Below are 22,220 nucleotides of genomic sequence, written 5' to 3' on the forward strand. Positions count from 1 at the left end.
AAGGAGAAGGTCGAGGCCCGTACCGGCCTCCCCGTCGTGGTCGAGAACGACGCCAACGCCGCCGCCTGGGGCGAGTACCGGTTCGGCGCCGTCTCGCCGAAGATCGTCGGCGGCGGCGAGACCACCATCTCCTCGGCGCCGTGGATGGCCCAGCTCTGGTACTACGACGACAAGGGCACCACCGACACCAGCGACGACGTCGGCTTCTTCTGCGGCGGCTCGGTCGTGGCGCCGACGAAGATCCTCACCGCCGCGCACTGCGTCAAGGACGAGAACGGCAAGAGCTACAACTGGAAGGCCTACGGCGCCGTCGTCACCGGCACCGACCAGCTGCCCACCACCGATTCCGCGGGCACGACGGACCTGCACGGCGGCCAGGCCACCGCCGTGACGCGCCAGTGGAACCACCCGTCGTACACGGTGGGGAGGACCGGCGGCCGGCCGCCCGCCGACAACGACATCGCCGTGCTCACCCTGGCCGTCCCGGTCAAGGCCACGCCGATCCGCATGGTCACCTCCGGCGACACCGCGTCCTACGCGGCCGGCACCAGCGCCAAGGTGTACGGCTGGGGCCGCACCAGCTCCACCAGCGACGACATCTCCCAGACGCTCAAGACGGCCACGCTGACCCTGCACGCCGACAGCACCTGCACCGGTGCCTACGGCAGCGCGTACATCGCCGGTCACATGGTCTGCGCCGGCACGCAGTCCGGCAGCGACGCCGGGACCCAGGCGACCTGCAACGGCGACTCCGGCGGCCCGCTCGTGGTGGGCGGCCGGATCGCCGGCGTGGTCTCCTGGGGCGTCACGGACTGCGTGGCGAAGGGCGGCTACAGCGTCTTCAGCAAGGTCACGACGTACGCCGGCGCGGCCTACCCCCAGGTGGACGACACCAGCCTGAGCCTGTTCAACGGCAAGCCGGACGGCAAGGCCGACATCTTCGTGCGCTCCTCCTCCTCGAAGACCGGCTACGAGCGGGACTCCAGCGGTAGCTCCTTCGGCGCCGGCGCCTCCTGGGGCAACTGGAGCGGCGTCAACCTGGTCCTCCAGGCAGACCTCAACCGGGACGGCTACCAGGACCTGATCTACCGGCTCAGCTCCACGGGTGACGTCTACTGGGAGCACTTCGTGCTCAACAGCGCCCGTACGGACGGCTCCTGGGCCGACACGAAGATCTTCAGCGGCTGGAAGACCCGCACCCGGATCATCGCCCCGGGTGACGTCACCGGCGACTACCTGCCGGACATCCTGTCGGTCGACTCCGGCGGCGCGCTGTGGATCTACCCGGGCAAGGGCAACGGCACCTTCGGCTCGCGCGTGGAGGTCGGCACCGGCTGGAACCAGTACAACTCGCTGCGCGGCCACGGCGACTTCACCGGTGACGGCAAGGCCGACCTGCTCGCCCGCAAGTCCGGCAGCGACGACCTGTACCTGTACAAGGGCACCGGCAAGTCCGGCCCGGGCGCCTTCTCCGCCCGGATCAAGGTGCGCAGCGCCTGGACCGGCTACAACGCCTTCGACGCGGTCGGCGACGTGAGCGGCGACGGCAAGGCCGACTTCCTCGCCAGGACCCCCGGCGGCACCCTGTACCTGTACAAGGGCACCGGAAAGGCCACAAGCGAGATCTTTGCCACCAGGGTCTCGGCCGGCACCGGTTTCCAGGCGTACGACATCTGGGGCTGAAACCGCAGGTGAGCAACGCTCACCCCCAAGCGGACGACTACACAGAGTGCCCATCGCCTCACGCGATGAGCACTCTGCGTCGTGCAACCCCGTCCCGAGTTTCTCCGTCTGACCACACGGAGCGACGATGGAACGGTGACGACCGCGCCTGACCCTGCAAACAGGGGGTAACCGACCGACGAGACCCTAGGAGCGATGTGTCCGCCGACAGTACGCCGGAGCCCGACATAACCGAGCCGGGTGCGACCGGCCCCAGCCAGCGTGGCAAGGGGGGCCGCCGCAAGGGCCGCAGAGCCGTGCTCGCCGCGGCCTGGGTGGCCGCGGGCGTGGTCGTGCTGGGCGGGGCCGGCGCCGGTTACGTGTACTTCACGCTCAACGGCAACATCCGGAGCGTCGACATCGACCAGGCCCTCGGCAGCGACCGGCCGACGAAGGTCGACAACGGCTCCGAGAACATCCTGGTCCTCGGCTCGGACACCCGCTCCGGCTCCAACAGGAAGCTCGGCGGCGGCACGGACGACGGCAGCGCCCGCTCCGACACCGCGATGATCGTGCACGTCTACCAGGGCCACAAGAAGGCCGCCGTGGTCTCCATCCCGAGGGACACCCTCGTGGACCGCCCCGAGTGCGCCGACACCAAGGGCGGCACGCACCCGGCCGCGTCCGGCGTGATGTTCAACGAGGCCTTCTCGACCGGCGGCGCGGCCTGCGCGGTGAAGACCGTGGAGTCCCTCACCGGCATCCGGATGGACCACTATCTGGAGGTCGACTTCGCGGGCTTCCAGAAGCTGATCGACGGCCTCGGCGGGGTCCCGGTCACCACCACGAAGAACATCGACGACCCGCAGAGCCACCTCGCCCTCAGGGCCGGCACCCACACCCTGAACGGGCAGCAGGCACTCGGCCTGGTCCGCACCCGGCACGGCGTCGGCGACGGCTCCGACCTCGGCCGCATCCAGCTCCAGCAGGCCTTCGTCAAGGCGCTGCTGACCCAGGTCAAGCACGTCGGCGTGTTCAGCGACCCCAAGAAGCTCTACGACCTCGCCGACACCGCCACCAAGTCGGTCACCACCGACTCCGAGCTCGGCTCGGTCAACTCCCTCGTCGACTTCGCGGCCGGACTCAAGGGCATCGGCACCCGGGACATGACCATGGTGACCATGCCCGTCCAGTACGACCCGGCGAACCCCAACCGGGTCCTGGAGGAGAAGACGAAGGCCCAGCGGGTCTGGGACGCGCTGAGGAACGACCGGCCCGTCCCGGGGTCCGCCTCCCAGGGCACCGCCACCGGCGGGGCCAGGGGCGTGGTCAGCGCCACGTAGGGGCGGCCGCCGCGCGCCCGGGGAATAGAACAACCGCACCCCCGGTTTTGGAGGGTGGCCCCAGTCCTGGCAGACTGGTACGTCGGCTCCGGTTCACGCTCCCGCACCCCGCGGCGGCGACCCGGCGCCCTCCCGAAACCTAGGAGACACCTTGAAGCGCGACATCCACCCCGCGTACGTCGAGACGCAGGTCAGCTGCACCTGTGGCGCGTCGTTCACCACCCGCAGCACCATCGAGTCCGGCACCATCCGGGCCGAGGTCTGCTCCGAGTGCCACCCGTTCTACACGGGCAAGCAGAAGATCCTCGACACCGGTGGCCGTGTGGCCCGCTTCGAGGCCCGCTTCGGCAAGGCCGCCGGCTCCAAGAAGTAGCGAGCCCCATTTCGCCGGTCCACGGCCGCACGCCCTCCGCGGGCGGGCGCCGGGACCGGCGTTTTTGGTCGCCCGTCCTTCCCTTTCATCGCAGTACAGGAGCCGAAAGATGTTCGAGGCAGTCGAGGAACTCGTCGCCGAGCACGCCGATCTGGAGACGAAGCTCGCCGATCCGTCGGTCCACGCCGACCAGGCGAACGCGCGCAGGCTGAACAAGCGCTATGCCGAGCTGACCCCGATCGTCGGCACGTACCGCTCCTGGAAGCAGACCGGCGACGACATCGGGACCGCGCGCGAGCTGGCCGCCGACGACCCCGACTTCGCGGCCGAGGTCAAGGACCTGGAGAAGCAGCGCGAGGAGCTGACCGAGCGCCTGCGCTTCCTGCTCATCCCGCGCGACCCGAGTGACGACAAGGACGTCATCCTGGAGGTCAAGGCCGGTGCCGGCGGCGACGAGTCGGCGCTGTTCGCCGGCGACCTGCTGCGCATGTACCTGCGCTACGCCGAGCGCGTCGGCTGGAAGACCGAGATCATCGACGCCACCGAGTCCGAGCTGGGCGGCTACAAGGACGTCCAGGTCGCGGTGAAGGCCCGCGGGCAGATCGAGCCCGGTCAGGGCGTCTGGGCGCGGCTGAAGTACGAGGGCGGGGTGCACCGGGTGCAGCGCGTCCCGGCCACCGAGTCCCAGGGCCGTATCCACACCTCCGCCGCCGGTGTCCTCGTCACCCCCGAGGCCGAGGAGGTGGACGTGGAGATCAACCCGAACGACCTGCGGATCGACGTCTACCGGTCCTCCGGCCCGGGCGGCCAGTCCGTCAACACCACCGACTCCGCGGTGCGCATCACGCACCTTCCGACCGGGGTCGTCGCCTCCTGCCAGAACGAGAAGAGCCAGCTGCAGAACAAGGAGCAGGCTCTGCGTATCCTGCGCTCCAGGCTGCTCGCCATGGCCCAGGAGGAGGCGGAGCGGGAGGCCGCCGACGCCCGCCGCAGCCAGGTCCGCACCGTCGACCGCTCCGAGAAGATCCGCACCTACAACTTCCCGGAGAACCGCATCTCGGACCACCGCGTCGGCTTCAAGGCGTACAACCTGGACCAGGTGCTGGACGGCGACCTCGACGCGGTGATCCAGGCCTGCGTCGACGCCGACTCGGCGGCGAAGCTCGCCGCCGCGTAAGACCCGTACGCACGTACGAGCACGACACGGAGGACTCGCGTGAACCTGCTGCTCGCGGAGGTGGCCCAGGCCACCCAGCGGCTGGCCGACGCCGGCGTGCCCTCGCCGCGCACCGACGCGGAGGAGCTCGCCGCGTTCGTGCACGGCGTGAAGCGCGGCGGACTGCACTCCGTGAAGGATTCGGACTTCGACGCCCGGTACTGGGAGGTCATCGCCCGGCGCGAGCAGCGCGAGCCGCTGCAGCACATCACCGGGCGGGCCTACTTCCGCTATCTGGAGCTGCAGGTCGGGCCGGGCGTCTTCGTGCCCCGCCCGGAGACCGAGTCCGTGGTCGGCTGGGCCATAGACGCCGTGCGCGCCATGGACGTGGTCGAGCCGTGCATCGTCGACCTGTGCACCGGTTCCGGCGCGATCGCGCTCGCCCTCGCCCAGGAGGTCCCGCGCTCGCGCGTGCACGCCGTGGAGCTGTCCGAGGACGCCCTGGTGTGGACCCGCAAGAACATGGCGGGCTCCAGGGTCGACCTGCGGCAGGGCGACGCGCTGAGTGCCTTCCCCGACCTCGACGGCCAGGTGGACCTGGTCGTGTCCAACCCGCCGTACATCCCGCTCACCGAATGGGAGTACGTGGCCCCCGAGGCCCGCGACTACGACCCCGAGCTGGCGTTGTTCTCGGGGGAGGACGGCCTCGACCTGATCCGCGGCATCGAGCGCACCGCGCACCGGCTGCTGCGGCCCGGCGGGGTCGTCGTGATCGAGCACGCCGACACCCAGGGCGGTCAGGTGCCGTGGATCTTCACCGAGGAGCGGGGCTGGGCCGACGCGGCCGACCACCCCGACCTCAACAACCGCCCCCGGTTCGCGACCGCGCGCAAGGCGCTGCCGTGACCACCCCTGAGACTTCATCCCCGCAGTACGTGTACGAGGAGGCCAGCTAGACATGGCACGGCGATACGACACCAACGACGCGACCGACCGCGTGACGGGTCTGCGCGAGGCCGCGTCCGCCGTCCGCCGGGGCGAGCTGGTGGTGCTCCCGACCGACACCGTGTACGGCATCGGCGCCGACGCGTTCTCCTCCGAGGCCGTCGCCGACCTGCTGGGTGCCAAGGGCCGGGGCCGCAACATGCCCACGCCCGTGCTCATCGGCTCTCCGAACACCCTGCACGGCCTCGTCACGGACTTCTCCGAGCTGGCCTGGGAACTGGTCGACGCGTTCTGGCCGGGCGCCCTCACGCTCGTCGCCCGGCACCAGCCGTCCCTGCAGTGGGACCTCGGCGACACCCGGGGCACGGTCGCCGTGCGCATGCCGCTGCACCCCGTCGCCATCGAGCTGCTCACCGAGGTCGGCCCGATGGCCGTGTCCTCCGCCAACCTCACCGGGCACCCGGCGCCGGAGACCTGCGACGCCGCCCAGGACATGCTGGGCGACTCCGTCTCCGTCTACCTCGACGGCGGCCCGACCCCGGGCAACGTGCCGTCGTCCATCGTGGACGTCTCCCGCGAGGTGCCGCTGCTGCTGCGCGAGGGCGCGATCTCCCCGGACGAGCTGCGCAAGGTCGTACCCGACCTCGAGGTGGCGAATTGACGGCCCCTGAAGCGGGGCGTGGCATAGGCATCGGGGAGCGTGTCGCGGAGGAGACCACCACGTTCGGTTTTCCGCGCGACACCTTCCGCATCCTCCATGTCAGCACCGGCAACGTGTGCCGCTCGCCCATCACCGAGCGGCTGACCCGGCATTTCGTCGCCGAGCGGCTCGGCGTGCTCGGCGGCGGGCTGATCGTGGAGAGCGCGGGCACCTGGGGCCACGAGGGCGCGCCGATGGAGGCCAACGCGGAGACCGTGCTGGCCGACTTCGGCGCGGACGCCTCCGGGTTCACCGGGCGGGAACTGCTGGACGAGCACGTCATCATGGCCGACCTGGTGCTGACCGCCACCCGTGACCACCGCGCCCAGGTCATCTCCATGGGCCACTCGGCGGGCCTGCGCACCTTCACGCTGAAGGAGTTCACCCGGCTCGTCCGGGCGATAGACCCGGCCACGCTGCCTCCCCTGGAGGACGGTGTGGTCACGCGCGCCCGTGCGCTGGTGCGTGCGGCCGCGGCGCTGCGCGGGTGGCTGCTGGCCCCGACCGCCGAGGCGGACGAGGTGTACGACCCCTACGGCGCCCCGCTGACCTTCTTCCGGTCGATCGGCGACGAGATACGGGACGCGCTGGACCCGGTCGTGACCGCCCTGACGGGGGTTCCGGCGCGGATGTAGGGACGCGCTGCGCCCTTCGGGGGCACGGTCTCCGGCGCGTCGCCAATACCCGGCGTCCCAGGCGTCCCCGGCCTACATTGGACCTACGTCCCCGTCGACGCCCGGGAGCCCACCATGGCGGTCACCCCTGCTCTTGAGACCGACGTCCTGCGGCAGCAGGACCCCGAGCTCGCCGACATCCTGTTCGCCGAGCTCGACCGGCAGTCGACGACGCTCCAGCTGATCGCCGCCGAGAACTTCACCTCGCCAGCAGTGCTCGCGGCCCTCGGCTCGCCGCTCGCCAACAAGTACGCCGAGGGCTACCCCGGCGCCCGGCACCACGGCGGCTGCGAGATCGTCGACGTCGCCGAGCGCCTCGCCGTCGAACGGGCCAAGGCGCTGTTCGGGGCCCAGCACGCCAACGTCCAGCCCCACTCGGGCTCCTCGGCCGTCCTGGCCGCCTACGCGGCCCTGCTGCGCCCCGGTGACACCGTCCTCGCCCTCGGCCTGCCCTACGGCGGTCACCTGACCCACGGCTCGCCGGCCAACTTCTCCGGCCGCTGGTTCGACTTCGTCGGCTACGGCGTCGACGCCGAGACCGGGCTCATCGACCACGACCAGGTGCGTCACCTGGCCCGCAACCACCGGCCGAAGGCGATCGTGTGCGGCTCGATCGCCTATCCCCGCCACCTCGACCATGCCTTCTTCCGCGAGGTCGCCGACGAGGCCGGCGCCTATCTGATCGCGGACGCCTCGCACCCCATCGGACTGGTCGCCGGGGGAGCGGCGCCGAATCCGGTGCCGTACGCCGACATCGTGTGCGCGACCACGCACAAGGTGCTGCGCGGTCCGCGCGGCGGCATGATCCTCTGCGGGAGCGAACTGGCAGAGCGGGTCGACCGGGCCGTGTTCCCGTTCACCCAGGGCGGTGCGCAGATGCACACCATCGCCGCCAAGGCCGTCGCGTTCGGCGAGGCGGCGACACCGGCGTTCGCCGCGTACGCCCACCAGGTGGTCGCCAACGCCAGGGTGCTGGCCGGTCATCTGGCCGCCGAGGGGCTCACCGTGACCACCGGGGGCACCGACACCCATCTGATCACCGCCGACCCGGCCCCGCTCGGTGTGGACGGCCGCACCGCGCGCGGCCGGCTCGCCGCCGCCGGGCTGGTCCTGGACTGCTGCGCGCTGCCGCACGGCGACGGCCGCGGCCTGCGCCTGGGCACCGCGGCGGTGACCACGCAGGGCATGGGCGAACCGGAGATGGTACGGATCGCGGCGCTGCTCGCCGGCGTGCTGCGGGGGCAGCGGGACCCGGCCGGGGCCCGGGAGGAGGTACGCGCGCTGGCCGCCGGCTTCCCGCCGTATCCCGGCTGAAACGGGGTAGGCGGTTAATCCGTACATCCGGTTGCGCGCCGTGGCGCACAGCCACACATGCAACCATCCTGCCTACCCGGAAGTCCCCATCCATATACGTCCGCCGCTAGGCTGTGAGGCTGTGATGGCCCAGCGAGACCTGTGGGGAAGCCCGTGCGTGAATACCTGCTGACGCTCTGCATCACGGCCGCGGTGACGTACCTGCTGACAGGGCCGGTGCGGAAGTTCGCGATCGTGGCGGGGGCGATGCCGGAGATCCGGGCCCGGGACGTGCACCGGGAGCCCACTCCGCGCCTCGGCGGTATCGCCATGTTCTTCGGTCTGTGCGCGGGCCTGCTGGCCGCCGACCACCTGACCAACCTCAGCTGGGTCTTCGACAAGTCCAACGAGCCCCGGGCGCTGCTCTCCGGGGCCGCGCTGATCTGGCTGATCGGCGTGCTGGACGACAAGTTCGAGATCGACGCCCTGATCAAGCTCGGCGGGCAGATGATCGCCGCGGGCGTGATGGTCATGCAGGGCCTCACCATCCTGTGGCTGCCGGTGCCCGGTGTCGGCACGGTGGCCCTGACCCAGTGGCAGGGCACCCTGCTGACGGTGGCGCTGGTCGTCATCACCATCAACGCGGTGAACTTCGTCGACGGGCTGGACGGGCTCGCGGCCGGCATGGTGGGCATCGCCGCCTGCGCGTTCTTCCTGTACGCCTACCGCATCTGGTTCGGCTACAACATCGAGGCCGCGGCCCCCGCCACCCTCTTCGCGGTGATCCTGATGGGCATGTGCCTGGGTTTCCTGCCGCACAACATGCACCCGGCGCGGATCTTCATGGGCGACTCCGGCTCCATGCTGATCGGCCTGGTGCTGGCCGCCGGCGCGATCTCGATCACGGGTCAGGTGGACCCGGACGTGATGAAGCTGTTCTCCGGTTCCGAGCGCAACACCGTGCACCAGATGGTGCCGGTCTACATCCCGCTCCTGATGCCGCTCACGATCATCGCGGTGCCCGCGGCCGACCTGGTGCTGGCGATCGTCCGCCGCACCTGGCGGGGCCAGTCCCCGTTCGCCGCCGACCGGGGCCATCTGCACCACCGCCTGCTGGAGATCGGCCACTCGCACAGCCGGGCCGTGCTGATCATGTACTTCTGGTCGGCGCTGATCGGCTTCGGGGCGCTCGCGTACTCGGTCAACTCGGCGTCCATGTGGATCGTGCTCGGGGTCGTCTTCCTCAGCGCGGTCGGCCTGGTCCTGCTGCTGCTCCCGCGCTTCACGCCGCGGGTGCCGGCCTGGGCCCAGTACTTCGTGCCGCCGCGCTACCGCAGGGGGCGCCGGGCGGCCGTGGAGCCGGCCGGGACGGCTGCCGCGGGCCCCGAACCGGCCGAGGAGGCCGAGGAGCGCACGCCCGTCGCGGCCGGGGCGCCCCGCGTCAACGGGTCGACCGCGCTCAGCGCCCGTTCGCGTTTCCTTGACCGGGACTGAGACGCACAAGGTAAGAATCTGACTAGAGCATTGCCAACTCGTGGGGGAGTAAAGCCCCCCAATACCAGACAAGGCACCCCGGTTTTTGCACAGACGTGCGCTGTCACTCTCATGTGTGACAGCAAGCACAGCTACCAGGTAAAGACCTCATCAAATAGTTTGTGATACGGTTCACGAGAACCCGGGATAGAACCGAAGGACCGTAGTGCGACGGTCCATTGGTGTGAGGTCTCGATCACTCAGCCCGGGACTACGCTCGTCCATGACGACACCCTGCCCCCTGTGAAAGCGGAGTTGCCGCCATGCCGTCCAATGACGCCCGGAACCTCTTGCAGATCGCTGTGCCCGCAGCGGCCGCCGGCGTGATCGCCGTCGCCGTGAGCGCCGCGGTCGCCGGGGGCAAAGGTGCGCTCGGCGCGGCCCTCGGCGCGGCGCTGGCCGTCCTGTTCATGGGAATCGGCCTCTACGTGCTGCAGTGGACGGCAAAAACGCTCCCGCAGCTGTTCCAGGCAATGGGCCTGATGCTCTACATGGCCCAGCTGCTTCTGCTCTTCATCTTCGTCGCCGTCTTCAAGGGCACCTCTCTCTTCAACCCGAAGGCGTTCGCCTTGTCGCTGGTCGTCACGACCGTCGTGTGGATGGCCGCGCAGGCGCGCGCCCACATGAAGGCCAAGATCTTCTACGTCGACCCGGACTCCGCGAAGAGTGAGAAGCACGAGAAGACGGGGCCGTCGTCGTGAGGGGTAGGGGCGAGATAAAGGGCCGTGAGATCTCCTGCTATCGTCCGGTGCCAACTGCGGCATCGCGGGCGCGGGCATCCGAGCTGACGCCTGCTCGATCGCGAGGCTCGATGCCCCTCAGCCGCCCCCACATCCGTATCACCAGTCCGGTGCCGATCCGCGGTCATGCGCCGCGCCGACACAACGAGGTTGCCGTACCTATGCGTCACGCCGAAGGAGCCCGCGGTGAGTGCTGACAAGACCCAGCTCGCCTTCGACTGGAGTTGTCGGATCATGTCCGACAACGGGTGTGGCTTTCCGGCTCCGGGCCTGCACTCCTTCCTGTTCAAGCCGATCGCCACGGTCGGGGGCTTCGACTTCAACAAGGTGATGCTGCTCGCGCTCATCACCACCGCGCTGATCGTCGCCTTCTTCACGGCGGCCTTCGGCAAGGCCAGGGTCGTTCCCGGCAAGCTGCAGATGGTCGCCGAGGCCGGCTACGACTTCGTGCGCCGCGGCATCGTGTACGAGACCCTCGGCAAGCGCGAGGGCGAGAAGTGGGTACCGCTCATGGTCTCCATCTTCTTCTTCGTCTGGATCATGAACGTCTGGTCCGTGATCCCGCTGGCGCAGATCCCGGTGGGCTCGATCATCGCCTACCCGATGGTCATGGCCGCGATCGTCTGGATCCTGTGGGTCGGGCTGACCTTCAAGCGTCACGGCTTCGTGGGCTTCTTCAAGAACATCACGGGCTACGACAAGACGCTGGGTGGGGTGCTCCCGCTCGTCATGGTCATCGAGTTCTTCTCGAACCTCCTCGTCCGCCCGTTCACCCACGCGGTGCGACTGTTCGCCAACATGTTCGCCGGTCACCTGATGCTGGTGATGTTCACCGTCGCCTCCTGGTACCTGCTGAACAGCTGGATGGTCCCGGCCGCCGGCGTCTCCTTCGTGATGACGATGGCCATGATCTGCTTCGAGCTTTTCGTCCAGGCCGTCCAGGCGTACGTCTTCGTACTGCTGGCCTGCTCCTACATTCAGGGCGCTCTCGCCGAGCACCACTGAGCCCCCACCCACCCCCTGGTCGTCCGGTGGCCAACCCCCACCGGTCCGTAAAGAGAAGGAAGATTCAGCATGGCTGCCACTGAGACCCTCGCCGCTGTCTCCGGTTCCATCGGTTCCGTCGGTTACGGCCTCTCGGCTATCGGCCCCGGCATCGGCGTCGGCATCATCTTCGGCAACGGCACCCAGGCCCTCGCCCGCCAGCCCGAGGCCGCCGGCCTGATCCGTGCCAACCAGATCCTGGGCTTCGCCTTCTGTGAGGCGCTCGCCCTCATCGGCATCGTCATGCCGTTCGTGTTCGGTGTGAAGTAAGAACTTCCCCACCGACACGCATCGACGAAAGGCACTGATGTGATCGCCAACCTGGTACAGCTGGCGGCTCCGGAGAAGGGCGGCAACCCGCTCGTTCCCGAGTGGCCCGAGCTGGTCGTCGGCACCATCGCCTTCGCCATCGTGTTCTTCTTCTTCTGGAAGAAGCTGCTTCCGAACATCAACAAGGTTCTGGAGGAGCGCCGCGCGGCGATCGAAGGCGGTATCGAAGAGGCCGAGGCCATGAAGGTCGAGGCCGCGAGCGTCCTTGAGCAGTACAGGGCCCAGCTCGCCGAGGCCCGGCACGAGGCCGCCCGCCTGCGCCAGGAGGCGCAGGAGCAGGGTGCCGCGCTCATCGCCGAGATGCGGGCCGAGGGCCAGCGGCAGCGCGAGGAGATCGTCACCGCCGGTCACGCCCAGATCGAGGCGGACCGCAAGGCCGCCGCGTCCGCGCTGCGTCAGGACGTCGGCAAGCTCGCCACCGACCTGGCCGGCAAGCTCGTCGGCGAGTCCCTCGAGGACCACGCCCGCCAGAGCCGTGTGATCGACCGCTTCCTCGACGAGCTCGAGGAGAAGGCCGAGGCCACGCGATGAACGGAGCGAGCCGCGAGGCCCTGGCAGCCGCACGGGAGCGTCTGGACGCGCTGACGGACTCCACGTCCGTGGACGCGACCACGCTCGCCGACGAGCTGGCGGCCGTCACCGCGCTGCTCGACCGCGAGGCCGGCCTGCGCCGGGTCCTCACCGACCCGGCCCAGCCCGCAGAGGCCAAGGCGGAGCTCGTTCAGCGCCTGCTCGGCGCCCAGGTCAGCGGTGCCGCCGCCGACCTGGTGTCGGGGATGGCCCGTACCCGCTGGTCGCAGTCCCGCGACCTGGTCGACGCGCTGGAGGAGCTGGCGGACATCGCCGACCTCACGGCCGCGGAGAAGCAGGGCACCCTCGACGAGGTCGAGGACGAGCTGTTCCGGTTCGGCCGGATCGTCTCCTCGAGCACCGAGCTGCGCGCCGCGCTGACCGACCGCTCCGCGAGCGGCCAGGCCAAGACCGAGCTGCTGCACCGGCTGCTGGGCGGACGGGCCAAGCCCGCCACCGAGCGTCTGGTCGTCCGCCTCGTGACCGCGCCGCGTGGACGTAGCCTGGAAGCGGGACTGGAGTCCCTGTCCAAGCTCGCCGCCGAGCGCCGGGACCGGCTGGTGGCGATCGTCACCTCGGCGGTGCCGCTGAGCGACCCGCAGAAGCAGCGCCTGGGCGAGGCCTTGGCGAAGCTCTACGGCCGCCGGATGCACCTCAACCTGGACGTGGACCCCGAGGTTGTCGGCGGGATCCGGGTGCAGGTCGGTGACGAGGTCATCAACGGCTCCCTCGCGGACCGGCTGGACGAGGCCGCCCGCCGCATGGCGAGCTAGCAGCAACTCGACATCTCGAGAAAAGCAGTACGCAATTACGGCCCTGGTTGGGCCGTGCAGAGGATTCACCTCTTTCAGGGGGGAGTCCCCATCCCCCCAAGTGAAACTTCGGGCCCAACAAGGAGAGCAGGGAACCCAGATGGCGGAGCTCACGATCCGGCCGGAGGAGATCCGGGACGCGCTGGAGAACTTTGTCCAGTCGTACAAGCCGGACGCGGCCTCGCGCGAGGAGGTCGGTACGGTCACCCTTGCCGGCGACGGCATCGCGAAGGTCGAGGGCCTGCCCTCGGCCATGGCCAACGAACTGCTGAAGTTCGAGGACGGCACCCTCGGCCTCGCCCTCAACCTCGAGGAGCGCGAGATCGGTGCCATCGTCCTCGGTGAGTTCAGCGGCATCGAGGAGGGGCAGCCGGTGCAGCGCACCGGTGAGGTGCTCTCCGTGGCGGTCGGCGAGGGCTACCTCGGCCGTGTCGTCGACCCGCTCGGCAACCCGATCGACGGCCTCGGCGAGATCGAGACGTCCGGCCGCCGTGCGCTGGAACTGCAGGCCCCCACGGTCATGCAGCGCAAGTCGGTGCACGAGCCGATGGAGACCGGCTACAAGGCCGTCGACGCCATGACCCCGATCGGCCGTGGCCAGCGTCAGCTGATCATCGGTGACCGCCAGACCGGCAAGACCGCCCTGGCCGTCGACACGATCATCAACCAGCGCGACAACTGGCGCACCGGCGACCCGAAGAAGCAGGTCCGCTGCATCTACGTCGCCATCGGCCAGAAGGGCTCCACCATCGCCGGCGTGCGCCGCGCGCTGGAGGAGAACGGCGCGCTGGAGTACACGACCATCGTCGCCGCCCCGGCGTCCGACCCGGCCGGCTTCAAGTACCTGGCGCCGTACACCGGTTCGGCCATCGGCCAGCAGTGGATGTACGAGGGGAAGCACGTCCTCATCATCTTCGACGACCTCTCGAAGCAGGCCGACGCCTACCGCGCCGTGTCCCTGCTGCTGCGCCGCCCGCCGGGCCGTGAGGCCTACCCGGGTGACGTCTTCTACCTGCACTCCCGTCTGCTGGAGCGCTGCGCCAAGCTCTCCGACGACATGGGTGCCGGTTCGATGACCGGTCTGCCGATCGTCGAGACCAAGGCCAACGACGTCTCGGCGTTCATCCCGACCAACGTCATCTCCATCACCGACGGCCAGTGCTTCCTGGAGTCGGACCTGTTCAACGCCGGTCAGCGTCCCGCGCTGAACGTCGGTATCTCCGTCTCCCGAGTCGGTGGTTCCGCCCAGCACAAGGCGATGCGCCAGGTCTCCGGCCGCCTCCGTGTCGACCTCGCCCAGTTCCGTGAGCTGGAGGCGTTCGCCGCCTTCGGTTCCGACCTGGACGCGGCCTCGAAGGCGCAGCTGGAGCGCGGTTCGCGCATGGTCGAGCTGCTGAAGCAGGACCAGTACCAGCCGATGGCCACCGAGGACCAGGTCGTCTCCGTCTGGGCCGGCACCAACGGCCGCATGGACGACGTCCCGGTCGCCGACATCCGTCGCTTCGAGAAGGAACTGATCGACTTCCTGCACCGGAAGCACCAGGGCCTGATGACCTCCATCAAGGAGGGCGCCAAGATGTCCGACGACACGATCCAGGCGATCGACGACGCGGTGGCCGAGTTCAAGAAGCAGTTCGAGACCTCGGACGGCAAGCTGCTCGGCGAGGACGTTCCTGCCGCTGCCGCCAAGTGACGTAAGGAAGGGACCTGACTCATGGGAGCCCAGCTCCGGGTCTACAAGCGTCGCATCCGATCCGTCAGCGCGACCAAGAAGATCACCAAGGCGATGGAGATGATCGCCGCCTCGCGCGTCGTCAAGGCGCAGCGCAAGGTGGTGGCCTCCACGCCGTACGCGCAGGAACTGACCCGCGCGGTCACGGCGGTCGGTACGGGTTCGAACACCAAGCACCCGCTCACCACGGAGACGGAGAACCCGACCCGTGCCGCGATCCTGCTCCTCACGAGCGACCGCGGTCTGGCCGGCGCCTTCAACTCCAACTCCATCAAGGCGGCGGAGCAGCTGACCGCGCGCCTGGAGGGCGAGGGCAAGCAGGTCGACACGTACATCGTCGGCCGGCGCGGCGTCGCCCACTACAACTTCCGTGAGCGCAAGATCGCGGAGTCGTGGACGGGCTTCACCGACGAGCCGTCGTACGCGGACGCCAAGAAGGTCGCGGCGCCCCTGATCGAGGCCATCGAGAAGGAGACGGCCGAGGGTGGTGTGGACGAACTCCACATCGTCTTCACCGAGTTCGTCTCGATGATGACGCAGACGGCGCTCGACGCACGCCTGCTTCCGCTGCGCCTCGAAGAGGTCGTGCAGGAGACGAAGCAGCAGGGCGAGATCCTGCCGCTGTACGACTTCGAGCCCTCGGCGGAGGACGTCCTCGACGCCCTGCTGCCGCGCTACGTGGAGAGCCGTATCTACAACGCGCTGCTCCAGTCGGCCGCCTCGAAGCACGCCGCCACGCGGCGCGCGATGAAGTCGGCCACCGACAACGCGGGCGAGCTGATCAACACGCTCTCCCGGCTTGCCAACGCGGCCCGCCAGGCCGAAATCACCCAGGAAATCAGCGAGATCGTCGGTGGCGCGAGCGCCCTGGCCGACGCGACCGCGGGGAGTGACCGATAATGACCACCACTGTTGAGACCGCGACGGCTACGGGCCGCGTCGCCCGGGTCATCGGCCCGGTCGTCGACGTGGAGTTCCCCGTCGACGCGATGCCGGACATCTACAACGCCCTTCACGTCGAGGTGGCCGACCCGGCCAACGCCGGCGAGAAGAAGACGCTGACCCTGGAGGTCGCCCAGCACCTGGGTGACGGCCTGGTCCGCACCATCTCCATGCAGCCCACCGACGGTCTGGTCCGCCAGGCCGCGGTCACCGACACCGGCAACTCCATCACGGTGCCGGTCGGCGACTTCACCAAGGGCAAGGTGTTCAACACCCTCGGTGAGGTGCTGAACGTCGACGAGCAGTACGAGGGCGAGCGCTGGGGCATCCACCGCAAGGCCCCGAACTTCGACGAGCTCGAGTCGAAGACCGAGATGTTCGAGACCGGCGTCAAGGTCATCGACCTTCTCACCCCGTACGTCAAGGGTGGAAAGATCGGTCTGTTCGGCGGTGCCGGCGTCGGCAAGACGGTGCTCATCCAGGAGATGATCTACCGCGTCGCCAACAACCACGACGGTGTCTCCGTGTTCGCCGGTGTCGGTGAGCGCACCCGTGAGGGCAACGACCTCATCGAGGAAATGAGCGACTCGGGCGTCATCGACAAGACCGCCCTGGTCTTCGGTCAGATGGACGAGCCCCCGGGCACCCGTCTGCGCGTCGCGCTGGCCGGCCTCACCATGGCCGAGTACTTCCGTGACGTCCAGAAGCAGGACGTGCTGTTCTTCATCGACAACATCTTCCGCTTCACGCAGGCCGGTTCCGAGGTCTCCACCCTGCTCGGCCGCATGCCGTCCGCGGTGGGCTACCAGCCGAACCTGGCCGACGAGATGGGCCTCCTCCAGGAGCGCATCACGTCGACCCGCGGTCACTCGATCACCTCGATGCAGGCGATCTACGTCCCCGCCGACGACCTGACCGACCCGGCCCCGGCCACCACCTTCGCCCACCTCGACGCGACGACGGTTCTGTCCCGTCCGATCTCCGAGAAGGGCATCTACCCGGCCGTGGACCCGCTGGACTCCACGTCCCGGATCCTGGACCCGCGCTACATCGCCGCGGATCACTACAACGCGGCCATGCGCGTGAAGACGATCCTGCAGAAGTACAAGGACCTCCAGGACATCATCGCGATCCTCGGTATCGACGAACTCGGCGAGGAGGACAAGCTCGTCGTCCACCGTGCCCGTCGTGTGGAGCGCTTCCTGTCCCAGAACACCCACGTCGCCAAGCAGTTCACCGGCGTGGACGGCTCGGACGTGCCGCTCGACGAGTCGATCACCGCGTTCAACGCGATCTGCGACGGTGAGTACGACCACTTCCCCGAGCAGGCGTTCTTCATGTGCGGTGGTCTCGAGGACCTCAAGCAGAACGCCAAGGAGCTGGGCGTCTCCTGACTCCGGCGACCGCCTGAGTCGTGAGGGGGCGGGTCCGTCCCGCCCCCTCCTTCACGCCCACTAGAATTGACCCCAACACCCGGCAGAACCGCCGGGTGGTGACCCGAGGAGCCACCCTTGGCTGCTGAGCTGCACGTCGAGCTGGTCGCCGCGGACCGCCAGGTCTGGTCCGGCGAGGCCACCCTGGTCGTCGCGCGCACCACGTCCGGCGACATCGGCGTCATGCCCGGTCACCAGCCGCTGCTCGGTGTGCTGGAGTCGGGCCCGGTGACCATCCGTACGAGTGATGGTGGAACGGTCGTCGCCGCGGTGCACGGCGGTTTCATCTCGTTCGCCGACAACAAGCTGTCGCTGCTGGCCGAGATCGCCGAGCTGTCGGACGAGATCGATGTCCAGCGCACGGAGCGGGATCTGGAGCGCGCGAAGGCGGAGGGCGACGCCGCCGCCGAGCGTCGCGCGGACGTCCGCCTCCGCGCGGCGTCGGCGCGATGACCGGAGGCACCTCCCAGGCCCTCTAGGCTCTGGGGGAGCGCTGTATGACATCACTCAGCCGCGGTCGGCCCGGAGTAATCCGGTGCCGGTCGCGGCTGAGGCAGATGTGGGTGTTTTTTCCGTTTCATTACTCAGTAACAGAAGCAGTTCCTAGGAGACGAGGAGGTCGGTGCCGATGGTCCTCGCTCTGACTGTGTGCGGGATCGTGGTCGCGCTCGTGGTGGTGGGACTGTTCCTGTTCGGTCTGCGGCGCAGGCTGATCCAGCGCTCCGGCGGGACCTTTGACTGCTCGCTGCGCTGGGACGTGCCCGAGAAACCGGACGTCAACGGGAAGGGCTGGAGCTACGGCGTCGCCCGCTACAACGGCGACCGCATCGAGTGGTACCGGGTCTTCTCCTACGCCCTCCGCCCCCGCCGCACCCTGGAACGCGCGCAGATCGAGGTGGCCGGCCGCCGGCTGCCCGAGGGCGAGGAGGAACTGGCGCTGCTGTCCGACGCGGTGGTGCTCGCCTGCGCCCACCGGGGCACGCGCCTCGAACTCGCCATGAGCGAAGACGCGCTGACCGGGTTTCTCGCGTGGCTGGAGGCAGCCCCGCCCGGACAGCGAGTGAATGTGGCGTAGCCGCATTCACTCTCCCCCAGCCGGAGCCGAGGGGAGCGAATGCGGCTCTGAGCGGGAACCGCTCGCTTACAGGTTGCTGCTGATCGCGTTCACCAGTTCGCCGTTGCCGGTGTCGCCGCTGAACTCCCAGAAGAACGCGCCGCCCAGACCCTGGGACTTGGCCCAGCTCATCTTCCCGGCGATCGTCGACGGGGTGTCGTAGGACCACCAGTTGCTGCCGCAGTGCGCGTACGCCGTGCCCGCGACGGTGCCGGTGACCGGGCAGGACGTCTTGAGCACCTTGTAGTCCTCGATGCCCTGCTCGTAGGTGCCGGCCGCCGGGCCCGTGGCCGTGCCGCCCGGGGCGTCCTGGGTGACGCCGGTCCAGCCGCGGCCGTAGAAGCCGATGCCGATGAGCAGCTTGCTCGCGGGGACGCCGGTCGCCTTGTACTTGGCGATCGCGTCGGCGGTGGTGAAGCCCGCCTTCGGGATGCCGGAGTACGAGGTGAGCGGGGAGTGCGGGGCCGTGGGGCCCTGGGCGTCCCAGGCGCCGAAGAAGTCGTACGTCATCACGTTGTACCAGTCGACGTACTGGGCGGCGCCGGCGTAGTCGGCGGACTCGATCTTGCCGCCGGCCGAGCCGTCGGCGGTAACCGCGGCGGTGACCAGCTTGCCGCCGCCGAACTTGGCGCGCAGCGCGGCCATCACGTTCCTGAAGGCCGCGGCCCCGCTGGTGTCGCAGGACAGGCCGCAGGCGTTCGGGTACTCCCAGTCGATGTCGATGCCGTCGAACACGTCCGCCCAGCGCGGGTCGTTGACGAGGTCGTAGCAGGACTGGGCGAAGGCCGCCGGGTCCTTGGCCGCGTCCGCGAAGCCGCCGGACCAGGTCCAGCCGCCGAAGGACCACAGCACCTTCAGGTTCGGGTACTTGGCCTTCAGCTCGCGCAGCTGGTTGAAGTTGCCGCGCAGCGGCTGGTCCCAGGTGTCGGCGGCGCCGCTGACCGACTGGTCGGCGGTGAACGCCTTGTCGTAGTCGGCGTAGGAGTCGCCGATCGCGCACTTGCCGCCGGTGACGTTGCCGAAGGCGTAGTTGATGTGCGTGATCTTCGACGCGGAGCCGGAGGTGACCAGGTTCTTGACGTTGTAGTTGCGGCCGTAGATGCCCCATTCGGTGAAGTAGCCGAGCTTCACCTTGCCGCCGGCGGGCGGGGGAGTGGTACCGCCGCCGGTGGTGTGCACGGCGACCGCGCCGCTGACCGGCCCGGTCTGGTCCGCGGTGTCCCGGGCCTGCACGGTGTAGGAGTAGTCGGTGCCGGCGGTCAGGCCGGTGTCGGTGTACGAGGTGGTCGTCACCGTGCCGACGACCTTGCCGTCGCGCAGGACGTCGTAGTTCTTGACGCCCTTGTCGTCGGTGGCCGCGCCCCAGGAGAGCTTCACCGAGGTGTCGGTGACGCCGGAGGCGGTCGGTGTGCCGGGGGCGCTCGGGGGCGCGTCGCCCGGGACGGTGGTGCCGTCACAACTGTCGCCGTTGAGCCTGCAGTTGCTCGGTGAGCCCGATCCCGCGCCGTTGAAGCCGAAGGAGACGGAGCCGCCGGGGGCGATGGTGCCGTCGTAGGACTTGTTCCTGGCGGTCCAGTGGGTGCCGGAGCTGGTCACGTCCGCGTCCCAGGCGGAGGTGACGGACGTGCCGGAGGGGAAGTCCCATTCGACGGTCCAGGAACTGATGCTGGTGGTACCGGTGTTCTTGATGGTCCACTGACCGCCGAAGCCGGTGCCCCAGTCGCTGGTCTTGGCGTAGGTGGCGGTGGCGGTGCCCGCGGCCTGGGCGGGGCTCGCGAGACCGACCAGGCCGGCCAGGGGGAGCAACAGGGTCGCGAACCCTGCCGCGGCTCTGTGTCTGAAGCGCATGCTGCGCCTCCCTCGGTGATGGGGGTGTCAGGGGCATGACTGAGCCTTCACGCCCACGGTGCTGCGAGAGTAGAAAGGTCTGGACCATCGGTCAATAGGTCTGGACCACTCCTCTGCACGCCCGCTAGATCCCCAACTCCTGGGCCAGAACGGCCGCTTGGACCCGGCTGCGCAGGCCCAGCTTGCCCAGCAGCCGGCTGACGTGCGTCTTCACCGTGCCCTCGGCCATGGCCAGCCGGGCCCCGATCTCCGCGTTGGACAGGCCCTCGCCGAGGCAGCACAGCACCTCGCGCTCGCGCCGGGTCAGGCCCTCGATCACGGCCGGGTCCGTCCTCGTCCCCCGCCCGGGACCCGCGGCGAACTCGGCGATCAGCCGCCGGGTCACGGCCGGCGCGATCGTCCCCTCGCCCCGCGCCACCGTCCGCACGGCGTCGATCAGGTCCTTCGCCTCCGTGTTCTTCAGCAGGAACCCCGACGCCCCCGCCCGCAGCGCCCCGAACACGTACTCGTCCAGGTCGAAGGTGGTCAGCACGAGGACGTCCGCGAGCCGTTCCTCGACGATCTGCCGGGTCGCCGACACTCCGTCCAGACGCGGCATCTGGACGTCCATCAGGACCACGTCCGGCCGCAGCTCCCGTGCCAGCTCCACCGCCCCCTCCCCGTCCGCCGCCTCGCCGGCCACCTCGACGCCGGGCGCGCTGCGCAGGATCAGGACCAGTCCGGCGCGTACGGCGGACTGGTCCTCGGCGACCAGGACACGGATCATGCGGGGACCTCTCCTTCGGTGAGCGGAAGCGCGGCGCGTACGGTCCACCGGGCGCCGTCGGGCCCGGCGGCCAGACTGCCGCCGAGCAGCGCGGCCCGCTCCCGCATCCCGGTGAGCCCGGCGCCCGAGCCGGGGGCGCGGGGTGTGTCACCGGGCCGGTAGGGGCTGGTCACCCGGACCCGCAGGGTGCCCTCCGCCTGCCGCAGGACGACGTCGACGCGCCCCTTCGCCGCGTGCTTCAGGGCGTTGGTCAGCGACTCCTGCACGATCCGGTAGGCGGCCAGCTCGACGGGCGAGGGCACCGGGCCGTGGCCGGCGTCGAGGGTGACGTCCAGGCCGTTGGCGCGGGCGCCCGCGACCAGGGTGGCCAGGCCGTCCAGGGTCGGGGTGGCCGACGGCTCGACGTCACCGCTGCTGTCCCGCAGGATGCCGATCAGCCGCCGCATCTCGGCCAGCCCGTCGACGCTGTTGTGCCGGATGACGGCCAGGGCCTCGCGGGAGGTGTCCGGATCGTCGAGGGACAGCGCGGCCGTGGAGTGGATGGCGATCGCGGAAAGGTGGTTGGCGACCATGTCGTGCAGTTCGCGGGCCATGCGGGCGCGTTCGGCGGTGACCGCCTGCGTCCGGTCCATCTCCGCGAGCAGCGCGGTCTGTTCGGCCCGCAGCCGGGCGGCCTCGGCGGCCTCGCGGTGGTCGCGCACCAGCGCGCCGGTGGCGGCCGGGCCGAAGGAGACCACGGCGGAACCGAGGCCGACGAGCAGCGCCTGGGGCTCGCGCCACCAGATCAGGAAGGCGAGCGTCACGGCGAGGCTGACCGCACCGGTGGTGACCGGGATACGGCGGGCGGCGGCCGGTGAGCCGTACAGCACGGCCGCGTAGGCGAGGTCGGTGAACATCAGGATCGTCGCCGCGTTGCCGGGCGTGAACATGTCGAACGCGAGCACGAAGGTGCCGACGACCAGCGCCGGCTGGGGCCGCGTCCTGCGCAGCAGCTCCAGGCCCGCCATCACGGTCAGCGGGATCAGCCCCCAGGCTGCCCCCAGCACCCCGCTGCCCGAGGCGTGCAGACCGAGCGCCCACAGGGCGACCCCGCCCACCAGCCCGCCGGCCGCGAGACACACGTCGAACCGGTGCGGGCGGGACGGTCGTACGGTCATGTCCCCATCCAACACGGCCTCCTGCCCCCTCGCCTGCTCCCCGGGAACGGTCC

At 69.7% G+C, this 22,220-nt stretch carries 22 protein-coding genes; 19 read left to right on the forward strand and 3 right to left on the reverse strand.

Annotated features, from left to right (window positions below; translation table 11 throughout):
- From ACWEN3_RS10145 to ACWEN3_RS10235, 19 genes are all read left to right on the forward strand, one after another.
- Window positions 1–1,683, forward strand: a 1,683-nt coding sequence (locus ACWEN3_RS10145; protein ID WP_452968060.1) for a trypsin-like serine protease, incomplete at its 5' end; no start/stop codon positions are given.
- Between the two features lie 197 nt (window positions 1,684–1,880).
- On the forward strand, window positions 1,881–3,005 hold the full coding sequence (locus tag ACWEN3_RS10150; protein WP_452968063.1) for an LCP family protein: 1,125 nt from the start codon (window positions 1,881–1,883) through the stop codon (window positions 3,003–3,005).
- Window positions 3,006–3,156: 151 nt separating this feature from the next.
- On the forward strand, window positions 3,157–3,378 hold the full coding sequence (gene rpmE / locus ACWEN3_RS10155; protein WP_030740744.1) for a 50S ribosomal protein L31: 222 nt from the start codon (window positions 3,157–3,159) through the stop codon (window positions 3,376–3,378).
- A 109-nt stretch (window positions 3,379–3,487) separates the two neighbouring features.
- Complete coding sequence (gene prfA / locus ACWEN3_RS10160) at window positions 3,488–4,555, forward strand: peptide chain release factor 1 (protein ID WP_452968066.1); 1,068 nt, start codon at window positions 3,488–3,490, stop codon at window positions 4,553–4,555.
- 39 nt (window positions 4,556–4,594) lie between these two features.
- A complete protein-coding gene (gene prmC / locus ACWEN3_RS10165; RefSeq protein ID WP_452968068.1) occupies window positions 4,595–5,440 on the forward strand; it encodes a peptide chain release factor N(5)-glutamine methyltransferase in 846 nt (281 codons plus the stop codon).
- Window positions 5,441–5,492: 52 nt separating this feature from the next.
- Window positions 5,493–6,140 (forward strand): L-threonylcarbamoyladenylate synthase, encoded by a 648-nt coding sequence (locus ACWEN3_RS10170; protein ID WP_452968070.1) that lies wholly within the window; start codon window positions 5,493–5,495, stop codon window positions 6,138–6,140.
- Window positions 6,137–6,814 carry an arsenate reductase/protein-tyrosine-phosphatase family protein gene (locus ACWEN3_RS10175; protein ID WP_452968072.1) on the forward strand — a complete coding sequence of 226 codons (678 nt, stop codon included), beginning with the start codon at window positions 6,137–6,139 and terminating at the stop codon, window positions 6,812–6,814. Before ACWEN3_RS10170 ends, ACWEN3_RS10175 begins: the two co-directional genes overlap by 4 nt.
- 114 nt (window positions 6,815–6,928) lie before the next feature.
- Window positions 6,929–8,167: a serine hydroxymethyltransferase gene (locus tag ACWEN3_RS10180; RefSeq protein ID WP_452968074.1), complete on the forward strand. Its 1,239-nt coding sequence runs from the start codon at window positions 6,929–6,931 to the stop codon at window positions 8,165–8,167.
- A gap of 153 nt (window positions 8,168–8,320) precedes the next feature.
- Window positions 8,321–9,640, forward strand: coding sequence for an MraY family glycosyltransferase (locus tag ACWEN3_RS10185; RefSeq protein ID WP_452968076.1), 1,320 nt, complete (start codon window positions 8,321–8,323; stop codon window positions 9,638–9,640).
- 302 nt (window positions 9,641–9,942) lie between these two features.
- A complete protein-coding gene (locus ACWEN3_RS10190) occupies window positions 9,943–10,380 on the forward strand; it encodes a hypothetical protein (protein WP_452968078.1) in 438 nt (145 codons plus the stop codon).
- Between the two features lie 273 nt (window positions 10,381–10,653).
- Window positions 10,654–11,424, forward strand: coding sequence for a F0F1 ATP synthase subunit A (atpB, locus tag ACWEN3_RS10195; RefSeq protein ID WP_452968122.1), 771 nt, complete (start codon window positions 10,654–10,656; stop codon window positions 11,422–11,424).
- A 69-nt stretch (window positions 11,425–11,493) separates the two neighbouring features.
- Window positions 11,494–11,733: an ATP synthase subunit c family protein gene (locus ACWEN3_RS10200; protein ID WP_003992984.1), complete on the forward strand. Its 240-nt coding sequence runs from the start codon at window positions 11,494–11,496 to the stop codon at window positions 11,731–11,733.
- Between the two features lie 39 nt (window positions 11,734–11,772).
- A complete protein-coding gene (locus tag ACWEN3_RS10205; RefSeq protein ID WP_452968081.1) occupies window positions 11,773–12,324 on the forward strand; it encodes a F0F1 ATP synthase subunit B in 552 nt (183 codons plus the stop codon).
- The gene (locus ACWEN3_RS10210; RefSeq protein ID WP_452968083.1) at window positions 12,321–13,136 is read left to right on the forward strand and encodes a F0F1 ATP synthase subunit delta; all 816 of its coding nucleotides are present in this window, start codon (window positions 12,321–12,323) and stop codon (window positions 13,134–13,136) included. The genes ACWEN3_RS10205 and ACWEN3_RS10210 overlap by 4 nt, the downstream gene beginning before the upstream one ends.
- Window positions 13,137–13,275: 139 nt before the next feature.
- Window positions 13,276–14,868, forward strand: coding sequence for a F0F1 ATP synthase subunit alpha (atpA, locus tag ACWEN3_RS10215; protein ID WP_452968086.1), 1,593 nt, complete (start codon window positions 13,276–13,278; stop codon window positions 14,866–14,868).
- 21 nt (window positions 14,869–14,889) lie between these two features.
- Window positions 14,890–15,807, forward strand: coding sequence for a F0F1 ATP synthase subunit gamma (locus tag ACWEN3_RS10220; RefSeq protein WP_452968088.1), 918 nt, complete (start codon window positions 14,890–14,892; stop codon window positions 15,805–15,807).
- Window positions 15,807–17,243 carry a F0F1 ATP synthase subunit beta gene (gene atpD / locus ACWEN3_RS10225; protein WP_452968091.1) on the forward strand — a complete coding sequence of 479 codons (1,437 nt, stop codon included), beginning with the start codon at window positions 15,807–15,809 and terminating at the stop codon, window positions 17,241–17,243. The genes ACWEN3_RS10220 and atpD overlap by 1 nt, the downstream gene beginning before the upstream one ends.
- Before the next feature lie 117 nt (window positions 17,244–17,360).
- Complete coding sequence (locus tag ACWEN3_RS10230; RefSeq protein WP_452968093.1) at window positions 17,361–17,735, forward strand: F0F1 ATP synthase subunit epsilon; 375 nt, start codon at window positions 17,361–17,363, stop codon at window positions 17,733–17,735.
- A 175-nt stretch (window positions 17,736–17,910) separates the two neighbouring features.
- A complete protein-coding gene (locus tag ACWEN3_RS10235; protein ID WP_452968095.1) occupies window positions 17,911–18,357 on the forward strand; it encodes a DUF2550 domain-containing protein in 447 nt (148 codons plus the stop codon).
- Between the two features lie 66 nt (window positions 18,358–18,423).
- Here ACWEN3_RS10235 and ACWEN3_RS10240 read toward each other — a convergent pair whose 3' ends face one another.
- The 3 genes from ACWEN3_RS10240 to ACWEN3_RS10250 form a co-directional block, all read right to left on the reverse strand.
- A complete protein-coding gene (locus ACWEN3_RS10240) occupies window positions 18,424–20,244 on the reverse strand; it encodes a glycosyl hydrolase family 18 protein (RefSeq protein WP_452968097.1) in 1,821 nt (606 codons plus the stop codon).
- 124 nt (window positions 20,245–20,368) lie between these two features.
- Window positions 20,369–21,010: a response regulator gene (locus tag ACWEN3_RS10245; RefSeq protein WP_452968099.1), complete on the reverse strand. Its 642-nt coding sequence runs from the start codon at window positions 21,008–21,010 to the stop codon at window positions 20,369–20,371.
- A complete protein-coding gene (locus ACWEN3_RS10250) occupies window positions 21,007–22,167 on the reverse strand; it encodes a sensor histidine kinase (protein WP_452968102.1) in 1,161 nt (386 codons plus the stop codon). The genes ACWEN3_RS10245 and ACWEN3_RS10250 overlap by 4 nt, the downstream gene beginning before the upstream one ends.
- Between the last annotated feature and the right edge of the window lie 53 nt (window positions 22,168–22,220).

Source organism: Streptomyces sp. NPDC004561, from assembly GCF_053602155.1.

Bases quoted from the DNA above. Each gene is read 5' to 3' on its own strand.
- prfA (WP_452968066.1), top strand. From the start codon at position 3,488: ATGTTCGAGGCAGTCGAGGAACTCGTCGCCGAGCACGCCGATCTGGAG.
- ACWEN3_RS10170 (WP_452968070.1), top strand. From the start codon at position 5,493: ATGGCACGGCGATACGACACCAACGACGCGACCGACCGCGTGACGGGT.
- ACWEN3_RS10180 (WP_452968074.1), top strand. From the start codon at position 6,929: ATGGCGGTCACCCCTGCTCTTGAGACCGACGTCCTGCGGCAGCAGGAC.
- ACWEN3_RS10190 (WP_452968078.1), top strand. From the start codon at position 9,943: ATGCCGTCCAATGACGCCCGGAACCTCTTGCAGATCGCTGTGCCCGCA.
- atpB (WP_452968122.1), top strand. From the start codon at position 10,654: ATGTCCGACAACGGGTGTGGCTTTCCGGCTCCGGGCCTGCACTCCTTC.
- ACWEN3_RS10200 (WP_003992984.1), top strand. From the start codon at position 11,494: ATGGCTGCCACTGAGACCCTCGCCGCTGTCTCCGGTTCCATCGGTTCC.
- ACWEN3_RS10210 (WP_452968083.1), top strand. From the start codon at position 12,321: ATGAACGGAGCGAGCCGCGAGGCCCTGGCAGCCGCACGGGAGCGTCTG.
- atpA (WP_452968086.1), top strand. From the start codon at position 13,276: ATGGCGGAGCTCACGATCCGGCCGGAGGAGATCCGGGACGCGCTGGAG.
- ACWEN3_RS10220 (WP_452968088.1), top strand. From the start codon at position 14,890: ATGGGAGCCCAGCTCCGGGTCTACAAGCGTCGCATCCGATCCGTCAGC.
- atpD (WP_452968091.1), top strand. From the start codon at position 15,807: ATGACCACCACTGTTGAGACCGCGACGGCTACGGGCCGCGTCGCCCGG.
- ACWEN3_RS10235 (WP_452968095.1), top strand. From the start codon at position 17,911: ATGGTCCTCGCTCTGACTGTGTGCGGGATCGTGGTCGCGCTCGTGGTG.
- ACWEN3_RS10240 (WP_452968097.1), bottom strand. From the start codon at position 20,244: ATGCGCTTCAGACACAGAGCCGCGGCAGGGTTCGCGACCCTGTTGCTC.
- ACWEN3_RS10245 (WP_452968099.1), bottom strand. From the start codon at position 21,010: ATGATCCGTGTCCTGGTCGCCGAGGACCAGTCCGCCGTACGCGCCGGA.
- ACWEN3_RS10250 (WP_452968102.1), bottom strand. From the start codon at position 22,167: ATGACCGTACGACCGTCCCGCCCGCACCGGTTCGACGTGTGTCTCGCG.